The following is an 11,751-nucleotide window of genomic DNA, read 5'->3' as shown; positions in this document are numbered from 1 at the left end:
AACCACCTGCTGAAAACACAGAAACCACCTGCTGGAAATACAGAAATCATCTGCCATTGGCAGCCAGTTTTCAACTTGTAGGGAAAGCGTTAAACCCCAATTGGTGGTTAGGCCGCTTATCAATTGTTTTTAGGTTGTTTCCATCGCTTTCTGCTCGTCTTTCGTTTGCTTGTCGGCATCTTGTGTCTTATTCTTTCGACGTAGTATGCTGCTCCTTCAAGAATAAGCCAGATAAGATGGTTAGCAACCAAACAAAATCTAAGCGGCTATCATGAACCGATTGGGGTCAAGACAAGGTCGGCCTAGCATGTCGACCGAACCTTGGCGGGCGATTTTGGGGTCATCCCAACATTCAAACAAAAAAGTTGGGGGGATGTATGCGCATCCCCCCCTCAATAGTTTACTCCAAATATGTATATCCGTACAACCCAGAGCGGTAATTTGAGAGGAACTCTTTACCCTCTTCGAGCGATATTTTGCCTTGCTTAACGCTCTTAGTAACCCAAATTTCGAGTTGTCGAACCAGTTTCTTGGGGTTATATTGCACATAGTCGAGAACCTCTTCAACCGTTTCGCCATCGAAGATTTGGTCGATGTGGTACTTTCCATCCTTAACCGACACGTGCACGGCGTTGGTATCGCCAAACAGGTTGTGCATGTCTCCCAGTATCTCTTGATAAGCGCCAACGAGGAAAACACCTAAATAATATGGCTCGTTTTTGCGTAGCGTGTGTACGGGCAGCACGTGCGAGATGTGGCGATTGGTAACAAAGTTGGCGATTTTGCCGTCGCTGTCGCAGGTTATGTCTTGCAACGTGGCGTTGCGTGTGGGCCTTTCGTCGAGCCTTTGTATGGGAACGATGGGGAAAAGCTGGTCGATAGCCCAGCTGTCGGGTAGCGATTGGAAAAGCGAGAAGTTGCAGAAGTATTTGTCGGCCAATAGCTTGTCCATGTTTCGTAATTCTTCAGGAACATGTTTTAAGCCTTTGGCTATGGTGTTGATTTCTCGGCACACACTCCAATACATGCTTTCTATTTCTGCTCGCGTACGTAGGTCGACCAGGCCATGCGCAAAGAGGTCGAGGGCCTCTTCGCGAATTTGCTCTGCATCGTGCCAATCTTCTAGCATCGAGCGCGAGTTGATGTTGTCCCAAATGTCGTAGAGGTCTTTTACCAGTTGGTGTTCGTTTTCCGAAGGCTCAAATTCTTCCTTCATTTCGGGTAGCGTGGCCGTTTCCAACACGTCGATAACCAGCACACTATGGTGAGCCGTTAGCGAACGCCCGCTTTCGGTAATGATGTTGGGATGCTCGATGCCGTTCTTGTTGGCTGCATCTACAAAGGTGTAGATACAGTCGTTAACGTATTCTTGTATCGAGTAGTTTACCGAACTCTCGCTGCTTGGCGAACGTGTTCCGTCGTAGTCCACGCCCAGTCCGCCACCGCAATCCACGAAATCTACGTCGTAGCCCATCTTATGCAGCTGCACATAGAATTGCGAAGCCTCGCGTAGGGCGGTTTGTATGCGGCGTATCTTGGTTATTTGCGAGCCGATGTGGAAGTGTATCAGTTTCAGGCAGTCGCGCAACCCCTTTTGGTCGAGCAGTTCGAGCGCCTGTAACAGTTCGCTACTTGTTAGGCCAAACTTGCTTGCATCGCCGCCACTTTCTTCCCATTTACCCGAACCCGACGAGGCCAACTTAATGCGAATGCCCAAGTTTGGGCGCACATTTAGTTTCTTCGCAGCACGCGCGATGAGCTCCAGCTCGTTCAGTTTCTCGATAACAAGGAATATGCGCTTGCCCATCTTTTGTGCCAATAGGGCCAGTTCGATGTAGCTTTGGTCTTTATATCCGTTGCAGATGATGAGCGAATCGCTTTGGCATTGCACGGCGATAACGGCGTGCAGTTCGGGTTTGGAGCCAGCCTCAAGCCCCAGGTTAAACTTGCGGCCGTGCGAGATAATCTCTTCTACCACGGGTTGCATTTGGTTAACCTTGATGGGATAGATAACAAAGTTTTCGCCTTTGTAACCGTATTCCTCGGCAGCCTGCCTAAAACAGCTGGCTGTTTTCTCAATTCGACTGTCGAGGATGTCGGGAAAGCGCAGCAGTACTGGCGACGTAACGTCGCGCAGAGCCAGCTCGTCCATCACGTCGCGCAAGTCAATCTCGGTGTTGTCCTTACATGGCGACACATAAACGTCGCCCTTATCGTTAACGCCAAAAAACGAAGTGCCCCAACCGTTGATGTTGTACAGTTCCTTCGAATCTTCAATAGTCCATTTCTTCATTTCTGCTATATTGGGTTCTTTATATTAATGTTCGTTACCAGGAAAGGCGAGTTTAAAGGTGAAAAGGTGAAAGGGTGAAAAGGTGAAAAGATGGCTGCGCCCATCAACTTGTCCTCTCGTCAACCCACCATCTTGTCTACTCGTCACCTCGTTAACTCGTCACCTCGTCACTTCGTTAACTTGTCAACTCGTCAACTTGTCAACTCCTTAATTAATCCACTAACTACACGCCCAGCACCTCTTTTGCTTGTGTCACAGACAGCTTAATCTTCTCGAAGTTGTCCATCAGACTTACGTCGAGGGTGTGATGAGCAAGTAGGTAGAAGGGTTCGCGCGCGGCAAGTTGCTCGCTGATGAAGGCTTTCACCTCGTCGGGCGTTTTGTTATGTAGCAAGGGACGCACCGACTTGCCCATCTTTAAGTGCTTGTATAGCACATCGGGCGAGGCTTTAAGGTATAGCGTTCGGCCTTGTTGGTTGATGTACTGCATGTTGTCGAAGAAACATGGCGTGCCACCACCACAGCTAATGAGTACGTCTTCGAACTCGGCTACCTCGTGTAACATGTTTCGTTCGATGCGACGAAAGCCCTCTTCGCCCATTTCGGCAAACAGTTGAGCCACGGTTTTGCGCATGCGCGACTCGATATACCAGTCCAGGTCGTAGAAACGCAGGCCCAACTCGGCGGCCAAGGCCTTGCCTATGGTGGTTTTTCCAGCCCCCATATAGCCAATGAGTATGATGCGAAGGCACTCGCCTTTGCCCCTATCGGGGCTTGCGGTGCTTGGCAAGCCGTTTTGCATATTATCCTGAACGCGTTGTTTGGTGGAGCCTTTGCAGGCTTTAATTTTATTTCTTGGCTTTGCTAGCCGCAGATGCCTTGGTGGTGCGTTTGGCTTTTGTGGGTGCCGCCTTCACCAATTCCATACATTGCTCGTAGCTAAGCTCGCTAGCCTTGTCGTGTAACTCTTTGGGCAATTTGTAATTCTTGCCGTCGTAAGCAAGGTATGGGCCGAACTTACCGTTTATCACTTCTAGTTTCGGGTCTTCGGCAAACGATTTCAAGTGCTTTTGCTTTTCCTGCATGCGCTTTTGCTCGATAAGTGCCACCGAAGTTTCGAGTGTAACCGAGTGTGGGTCTTCGGTTTTGGGCAACGAAGTGTATTTCTTGTCGTGCAAGATGTACGGGCCGAACCTCCCTGAGCCAATTACCACGGGCTTACCTTCAAATTCGCCCACCGTACGAGGCAGCTTAAACAGTTCGAGAGCCTCTTCGAGCGTGATGGTTTCGATGCTCAAACCAGCGGTGAGGTTGGCGAAACGCGGCTTTTCGTCGTCGCTTGCAACGCCAATCTGCGCCACAGGACCGAATCGGCCAATCTTTACAAGCACCTGTTTGCCTGTTGTTGGGTCTTCGCCCAATACGCGTTCGCCGGCCTTATGCTCCGAACGAGCGTTCATCACCGTGTCTACCGTAGGGCCGAAGTCGGCGTAAAAGGCTTTCATCATGGCCTTCCACTCCTCTTGTCCTTCGGCAATGCGGTCGAAATCTTCTTCAACATGCGCCGTAAAGTTATAGTCCATGATGGTGGGGAAACTGTCCATCAAGAAGTCGTTCACCACGATGCCTACGTCGGTAGGCAACAGTTTGCCCTTGTCGCCGCCAACGTTCTCCTTCTTATTCTTAGTCGTTATCACGATGCCTTTAAGCGTATCTACCAGGTATTGGCGTTCTTTGCCCTTGCTGTCGCCCCTTGTTACATACTCGCGATGTTGGATGGTGCTGATGGTTGGGGCGTAGGTAGATGGGCGACCGATGCCCAATTCCTCCATTTTATGCACAAGACTGGCCTCGGTATAACGTGCAGGACCCTGTGTAAAGCGTTCTATCGAGGTTATTTCGCGGCGTTCTAGCTTGTCGCCCTCGTTGATGGGGGGCAGCATTCGCGAAGAATCCGACTGGTTTTCGTCCTCATCGTCGGTAGATTCGCGGTACACTTTCAAGAATCCGTCGAAGGTCAAAACCTCGCCCGTTGCAACGAAATGTTCGCTAGCTCCCGATATGTTGATGGTAACACGCGTCTTTTCGAGCAGGGCTTCGGCCATCTGCGAGGCTACAGTTCGTTTCCAAATCAGGTCGTACAGCTTTTTTTCTTGTTGCGTTCCGTCTATCTTGGTGACGTTCATATAGGTTGGGCGTATGGCCTCATGTGCCTCTTGCGCCCCCTTAGCGTGCGTATGAAAGTTGCGCGGCAGGCTATATTGCTCGCCCCATAGTTTGGTAACTTCCTCCTTGGTGGCATTGATGCAAAGGCCAGAGAGGTTAACGCTGTCGGTACGCATGTAGGTAATGCGTCCGTTTTCGTACAGTCTTTGAGCCACCATCATGGTTTGCGACACGCTGAACCCTAGCTTTCGGGCCGCCTCTTGTTGCAGGGTAGAGGTGGTGAAGGGAGGAGCAGGCGAGCGCTTTAATGGCTTTTTGCTGACGTTTTCGACGGTGAAATTGGCGTTTTTGCACTTTTCGAGGAAAGCCAGCGCCTCTTCGTGGGTTTTAAATCGCGTGTCTAGTTCGGCATCTACCTCTGTCATGCCGCCCTCGTTGTTGGTAATGGCGAAGATAGCAACGATGCGATAGAAGGTTTCGGGCTTGAAAGCGTTAATCTCTCGTTCGCGGTCTACCACCAATCTCACGGCAACACTCTGCACTCTACCAGCCGAGAGCGATGGTTTTACCTTGCGCCAAAGTATGGGCGAGAGCATGAAACCCACCATGCGGTCGAGTACGCGCCGTGCTTGTTGTGCGTCTACGAGGTTCATGTCAACGCGCCGCGGCTCTTCAATGGCACGAAGAATGGCCGGTTTCGTAATCTCGTGGAACACAATGCGGTTGGTTTTGTCTTCGTCTAGACCCAAAACCTCGCACAAGTGCCACGAAATGGCCTCTCCCTCACGGTCCTCATCACTTGCCAACCACACGCGTTCGGCGTTTTTCGCAGCCTTTTGCAGGTCGGCCACCACCTTTTTCTTATCGTCAGAAATCTCGTAGAAAGGCTCAAAGGTGTCGAGGTCTACGCTCAATCCTGTCTTTTTCAAGTCGCGGATATGTCCGTAGCTCGACATTACCTTGAAGTCTTCTCCAAGGAACTTCTCTATGGTTTTGGCCTTTGCGGGGCTCTCTACAATCACTAAGTTTTGTTGCATGGTGTTGTTATTTTAAGTTCTGTGCATGCGGCTAAGGGGCGTACACCCCAACGGAGCACATGCCATTTGCCGCGCAAAAGTAAATAAAACTTTTGCATACACCTTATTATATATAAAGGCTTTAACGTTTTTTAATGAGTAACGACTTGCTTAGCGGCCGTATAGCTTTTGTGGGATGGCAATGGTTGGATGTAAACATCGACCAACTTTTCTTACTTATTGAGGAATTGGCGGCCAATACAACACGGCATGCGGAGGCGCCATGTGTAAAGTAACCTCGCGCGTTTGCTGATGTAAGGGCTGGAAATGCGCAACAACATCGTGTGTTAGAACATGCCTTGAAGGTTTTTCCCAACAAAAAGCTTGCTGTTTGGACGATTGTTATTAATTTTGTGTGTGCTTTACTTTGCCTAGTGGCTATGCGCACACGCAAGGTACAAGCAACAAATGCTAAACCACCCATAAGCAATGAAAGAAAAAATAAGAAACATACTTGAAGGGGCACTTCCACTGGTAGATCTCGACTCGCAGTTCTTGATGGCCGAGCTTGATTCGTTGGATGTAACAACGATTATGATGCTCTTGGCCGACAACTTTGGCATTGAAGTGGATGCCGCCGACGCCACGCCAGCCAACTTTAAGAGCCTTGACACCCTGGCCGAGATGGTTAGACGAAAGCAAAACGCAGATGCTTAGCATTGAACAGTACATAGAAAGGCACGCACAGAACGCTCCACAACGGGTGGCGATGATGCTGAATGGCGAAGAACTTACCTATGGAGAACTTCGCCAACGCACGATGTTGCGCGCCAAACACTACCAAGGCATGCAGCGAAAAGGCGTGGTGCTAAGGGCAAGTTGCGATGCCGACTTCCTGATTAGCTACTTTGCCGTGCATGTTGCGGGGGCAGTGGCTGTGCTTTTGCCTGCTACCGCCACGCCCGAACAAACTGTGCGGATGGAGAAATCCTTGCAAGGGTTTTGCTTTCCCGAAGGTTCGGCCGACGTACTTTTCACAACGGGTACCACAGGCACGCCCAAAGGAGTGGTTATTGGCACGCGAGCCATAGTGGCCAGTGCCGAGAACATTGTGCATGGGCAAGCTTATCGCCACGACATTAGGTTTGTTGTGCCGGGCCAACTCAACCATTTGGGTTGTCTGTCTAAGGTCTGGGCCACCATGTTAGCGGGGGCAACGTGCTGCTTGATGCCCAAGTTCGATTTCAACGAGTTCTTCTCCCTGCTTGCATCTTGCAAAGAAATGAGCGTGGGAGCCTTCCTTGTGCCCTCATGCATACGTATGCTTACCAAGTTTGGCAGTAAGCAAATGAAAGACGCGGCCATCAAGCTGGCCTTTATCGAGACAGGTGGCGATGCCTTAGACGTGCCCACAATGGCGGAGTTGCACAAGCAATTGCCCCATACACGCCTATTCAACACCTACGCCTCTACCGAGACAGGCGTGGTGGCAACCTTCGAGTTTACGCACCATCAGCAGGCAGGCTGCGTGGGCCATGCTCTGCCTAACGCGTGTTTCGACATTACGCCCGAAGGTTATATCCGTTGTGCAGGCGATACGCTGATGAGCGGATACCTGCGCATGGGCGAACAAATAACTTATGAACCGCTAACAGAGAAGAGTTTTACCACTTGCGACTGCGGCGAGATAGACAATCAAGGCCGTCTGCAATTTAAATGTAGGGACAGCGACATCATCAATACGGGCGGCTTTAAGGTTAGTCCGCAAGAGGTTGAGGCCGCGGCCAACAGCTTTGCCGAAGTAAAGGCTTGTGTTTGCATCGCCGTGCCCCATCCCATCCTAGGCCAAGCGTTAAAGTTGCTCGTTGTTGCCGATGGCGATGTTGAAATGAACGCCAAAGACTTGGCTCGCCGACTGAAAGAACGGCTAGAAACCCACCAAGTGCCGCTTTTCTACGAAAGGGTGGAGGCCTTCGCACTAACTCCTAACGGAAAGATAGACAGGAAACGCTATCTTTTAAGACAGTGAAGGGTGAACTTTAAAAGGAGAAAAGAAATAAAAGTGGCATTTTTAGAACATGCTTTAAGAAAGACATAATAGGCTTAGGAGAGGGCATGGGTGGAGTCTGTCTCACCCATACTTCCTGCGTATAGCCAAAGTAAACACATCTTTTTCACCCCTATTCCTTTGCAGGGGGAAGGCCATCTTGTGGGCGCGTTACGTTTGTTAACGCGCTTTAATGTTCTATTGCCCTCTTAATTACCTGGTAAACATCGGCTCTTCCTAGCTTTCTTGTGCCCAAAAGAGCTCTAGCTGCACCTCTTTCATGCGTTAAACTTTGTGTAAAAGCGAAAGAATTAACAGTTCTTTATTGTATGTTACCAGCGAGTAACTTAACTTTGTAGTTACTTATTGGTAACATAATAAAAGACAAACGGAATGAAAGATAGGGAACTAACACAACAGAAGATACTCCAAGCGGTTGACGACATTATTGCCAACGATGGTTTCGAACGGCTTGGCGTCAACGCCATAGCCCAAAAAGCAGGCGTTTCAAAGATGCTTATCTACCGCTATTTTGGCGGATTAGACGATTTGATTGCCCACTACTTGCTGAGCAAAGACTATTGGGCCAACACGGATATACACGCTATCGACGAGGCGGATGTTGCTGGAAGCCTTAAACGGATGTTTCGCGAGCAAATAGTACAGCTACGAAACGACGTTACGTTGAGGCGATTGTGCCGTTGGGAACTTACCACCGACAATGAGAACATTCGGCAGTTGCGCGACCGTAGGGAACGAAATGGCTGCGAATTGATAAAGGCGGTGAGCGGTTTTACCCATTCTCACCACACCGAAGTTGCAGCCTTGGCCACCATCCTCTCTGCCTCTATCAGCTATTTGGTGCTGATAGAGGAGCAAAGCCCCACGTATAACGGCATCAACTTACGGAGCAACGAAGGTTGGGAGCAGGTTGTTAAAGGGCTAGACTTAATGATTGATTTATGGATAAATGCAAGTTAACCAGTTGACGGGTTAACAAGTGTATAAGAGGGCGAGTGCACTCGTAAACTTGCAACGCATCCACTGGTAAACTCGTAAACTGTCCACCTACACCCTCGTTAACTTGCAGACTTGTCAACTTGTCAACTTGTAAACTCGTAAACTTGTAACCTCATTAACTTATCCAGCGATGAAAAAAATATTTGTAACACTTATCTTATTTATAGGAATGATGAGTAATGTATTTGCCCAAGAACCCGACTATCTGTTTATGATAGCTCAGGCAGTTAAGGCCCCATCGGGCCATAACACGCAACCGTGGTTGTTTAAGATAGCGGAAGGAGAGATAGACATCTTGCCCGACTTCACCAAGTCGCTGCCCATTGTAGACCCAAACCACCGCGAATTGTTCGTGAGTCTTGGCTGTGCAGCCGAAAATCTTTGCATTGCAGCCGCCCATAAGGGCTACGAAACAAGAGTGACTGTTACCCACGAGGGCGTGATAAGGGTGTTTCTCACCAAGCAAAGCCACGACATGCCCTGCTCGTTGTTCGCACAAATCGCCCTGCGGCAGACCAATAGGAGCCGCTATGACGGCCGAATTATTCCCGAAGACAGCATTGTTTTGTTAAAGAACATCGGCGCAGAGCCTTCCATTGGCGTGCATTACTATAAAAATGGTTCGGCAGAATACACCACGATTACCGAAATGGTGTATGCCGGCAACCGACTGCAAATGCACAATAAGGCTTTTAAAACGGAGTTGCAGCAGTGGATGCGGTATAATAAGAAACACCAAAATGCAATGAAAGACGGGTTAAGCTATGCCGTATTCGGTGCGCCAAACGTGCCCAAGTTTATCGCCAAGCCGATAATGGCCAAGGCCATCAACGAGAAAAAGCAGAACAAGAGCGACGCAAAAAACATTGCATCGGCCTCTCACCTCGTGTTGCTAACCACCAAGGACAACACGATTGAACAGTGGGTGAACTTAGGGCGAACCCTCGAACGCCTCCTTTTAAGGTCTACGCAGATGGGAATTGCGCACGCTTACCTGAACCAGCCCAACGAAGAGCCCTCGTTGTCTGTGCAGCTAGCACAGAAGTTGGGGCTAACTAACGAACGCCCCACCATCTTAATCCGCATTGGCTATGGCAAGAAGATGCCGTATTCGCTGCGAAGAGAGGCAAAGGTGGAAAGAGATTAGAAAGGTTGACGAGGGGACAAGTTTGCAAGTTGACGAGTAGACAAGTTAACCAGTTGACGAGTTGTGAAGTAAGCGGGTTGATGAGGATTGGCAAAATGGAAAAGCGAAAAGATGGCTGCGCCTACCACCTTGTCACCTCGTTAACTTGTTCCCTTGTTAACTGAAAAAACCTCTCATCAACCAATCTTTTGTCAGCTTTTCAGTAAGGATTTTAACACTATGAGTGCCATTTTTATCCACCAACTGCCCACTTGGGCGCAAAAAATCAATTCTCGTGAAGGTTTGTTTTGAGGCTAAAAGGGGGTAGTTGTAAATGCTGGCAAAATGAATATATATTTTATAAAACCGCCATTTGCACCAAATTTTGGGCTATTTGTAGTAAAATACAGTGCAATATGCCGCTAAATGCAGTGCAATATGCCGCTAAACGCAGTGCGTTTTGGTGCTAAATGCAGTGCGTTTTGCTGCTAAATGCAATGCGATTTGCCGCTAAACGCAATGCAAAATGCTGCTAAATGCAAGATGATAAGCATAAAAATTCACTGTAATGGTATAAACAAAACCTTTTAGTTCCATTAAAAACATGGTAAAAAAGGGCAAAACATCCATTAAAAAGTGGGGTTTTAGGGGCTAAAAGTGAGTAATTGGGCTTGAAAAATTACGAGCCGGCAACCAAAATAGAAAGGCTAAATGGTGCTAAATGTAGCTGACGCTTACAAAAATGCGTAAGAGAAGGGGCGAGAAAGGTTGGAATTAGCAGCTAATTGCTTGCTCTTGAACATTTATTTTCGCTAGAAGAGGGCGGAAGCGAGGGCGTGTTTTGTAAAATATAAGTACCAAATTTAACAAAACGTTATATTGGGAGAAGTGTGAAAGTTTGCCTCTAACCTATTTGGCTTAATTGCATTGCAGTCGATTTACTTGCAAGCGTATTCTAGTGATGGGTTATCAATTCTAGTTGCAGGTTGAGAATAGTTGTGAGAACTCTCGTCCTGACGGCGTTCAACCCGGCCAATTACCGCGCAACATGTGCATTTAGTAGTGTTTAAACGAAAAAGGAATGCCTTATTAATACAAAGAAAATAATAGTTTTCTATATCTTTCCGAAGTCCTAATTGTGCACAATTCGTTTTATAGTCAAAAGTAATTAGATTTGGGAAATATTAAGAAAAAGCGTATCTTTGCATCATGATGTTAAACTTACCCCTAGAAGGACTCAAAACCCTCCGCAGGATTCAGCACAGTAAGGAATTTGAACCTTACTGGGCTCAGATTACCAGCATATTGATGCTGGCTCATGGTCACGATGCGAAAACAGTCGCCTACGACCTTGGAATAAGCTTGTCCAGCGTGTACAACTATGTGGATTCCTACAAGTCGGGTGGCATTTCCAAACTGACCGACAACCACTACAAGGGCTATTGGGGACTTCTTGACAGTTCGCAAATTTCCGCCCTATGTGCAGAACTCCGCCGTAAGGTATACACCGACGCCAAAAGTGTTGCCCAATGGATAAAGTGTACTTTCGGCGTGTCGTACACCCCGCAAGGGACGGTAGACCTACTCAACCGCATCGGGTTCACCTACAAGAAGACAACGGAAGTGCCTTGCGAGGCCGACGCACAGGAACAGGAAGAATTCGTCGAGGAGCTGGCCAAGACGCTTAGGGACATGGACGGTTCCGCCGTGGTTTACTATGCCGACGGCGTACATCCCACGCACAACAGCCGCTCCACCTACGCTTGGGTGGAGAAAGGCGAACGCATGGAGCAGCCCACGGTGAGCGGCCGTGACCGGATAAACCTCAACGGACTTCTCAACGCCCACGACGTAACCGACGTCATTGCCCTTGACAGCCCCAGGGTGAATGCCCAGTCCACGCGCGAGCTCTACGAGGCAGCACTCGCAAGGCATCCCGAGGCCTCCGAGATATACATCATATCCGACAATGCCAAGTACTATCATAACAAGGAACTTGCCCAATGGGTGAAGGGCACCAGAATAAGGCAAGTGTTCCTACCTCCATATTCACCAAACCTCAACCTCATCGAACGCCTTTGGA

Annotated in this window: 9 protein-coding genes; 6 read left to right on the top strand and 3 right to left on the bottom strand. The window is 48.8% G+C overall.

Annotation, left to right across the window (positions count from 1 at the left end; genetic code table 11):
• Positions 1–400 precede the first annotated feature (400 nt).
• From speA to topA, 3 genes are all read right to left on the bottom strand, one after another.
• Positions 401–2,293, bottom strand: a complete 1,893-nt coding sequence (speA, locus tag HMPREF2955_RS03505; RefSeq protein WP_070721043.1) for a biosynthetic arginine decarboxylase — start codon at positions 2,291–2,293, stop codon at positions 401–403.
• A 223-nt stretch (positions 2,294–2,516) separates the two neighbouring features.
• Positions 2,517–3,095 (bottom strand): shikimate kinase, encoded by a 579-nt coding sequence (locus HMPREF2955_RS03500; protein ID WP_070721040.1) that lies wholly within the window; start codon positions 3,093–3,095, stop codon positions 2,517–2,519.
• Positions 3,096–3,141: 46 nt separating this feature from the next.
• A complete protein-coding gene (gene topA, locus HMPREF2955_RS03495) occupies positions 3,142–5,496 on the bottom strand; it encodes a type I DNA topoisomerase (RefSeq protein WP_070721038.1) in 2,355 nt (784 codons plus the stop codon).
• Positions 5,497–5,630: 134 nt separating this feature from the next.
• On the opposite strand from topA, the gene HMPREF2955_RS16130 reads away from it, so the two are divergent.
• The 6 genes from HMPREF2955_RS16130 to HMPREF2955_RS03470 all read left to right on the top strand — a co-directional run.
• Positions 5,631–5,771, top strand: coding sequence for a hypothetical protein (locus HMPREF2955_RS16130; protein ID WP_168166859.1), 141 nt, complete (start codon positions 5,631–5,633; stop codon positions 5,769–5,771).
• A 193-nt stretch (positions 5,772–5,964) separates the two neighbouring features.
• The gene (locus tag HMPREF2955_RS03490) at positions 5,965–6,192 is read left to right on the top strand and encodes an acyl carrier protein (RefSeq protein WP_070721036.1); all 228 of its coding nucleotides are present in this window, start codon (positions 5,965–5,967) and stop codon (positions 6,190–6,192) included.
• Positions 6,185–7,504 carry a class I adenylate-forming enzyme family protein gene (locus HMPREF2955_RS03485; protein WP_070721033.1) on the top strand — a complete coding sequence of 440 codons (1,320 nt, stop codon included), beginning with the start codon at positions 6,185–6,187 and terminating at the stop codon, positions 7,502–7,504. Before HMPREF2955_RS03490 ends, HMPREF2955_RS03485 begins: the two co-directional genes overlap by 8 nt.
• A 411-nt stretch (positions 7,505–7,915) precedes the next feature.
• Positions 7,916–8,503: a TetR/AcrR family transcriptional regulator gene (locus tag HMPREF2955_RS03480; protein ID WP_070721029.1), complete on the top strand. Its 588-nt coding sequence runs from the start codon at positions 7,916–7,918 to the stop codon at positions 8,501–8,503.
• Between the two features lie 169 nt (positions 8,504–8,672).
• Positions 8,673–9,689 carry an Acg family FMN-binding oxidoreductase gene (locus HMPREF2955_RS03475; RefSeq protein WP_070721026.1) on the top strand — a complete coding sequence of 339 codons (1,017 nt, stop codon included), beginning with the start codon at positions 8,673–8,675 and terminating at the stop codon, positions 9,687–9,689.
• Between the two features lie 1,188 nt (positions 9,690–10,877).
• A partial coding sequence (locus tag HMPREF2955_RS03470) for an IS630 family transposase (protein WP_246830057.1) occupies positions 10,878–11,751 on the top strand: 874 nt, incomplete at its 3' end.

Origin of the sequence: Prevotella sp. HMSC073D09, assembly GCF_001814145.1 — a bacterium.
Classification (GTDB): Bacteria; Bacteroidota; Bacteroidia; order Bacteroidales; family Bacteroidaceae; genus Prevotella; species Prevotella conceptionensis.
This window is presented reverse-complemented; position numbering and strand designations above follow the sequence as displayed.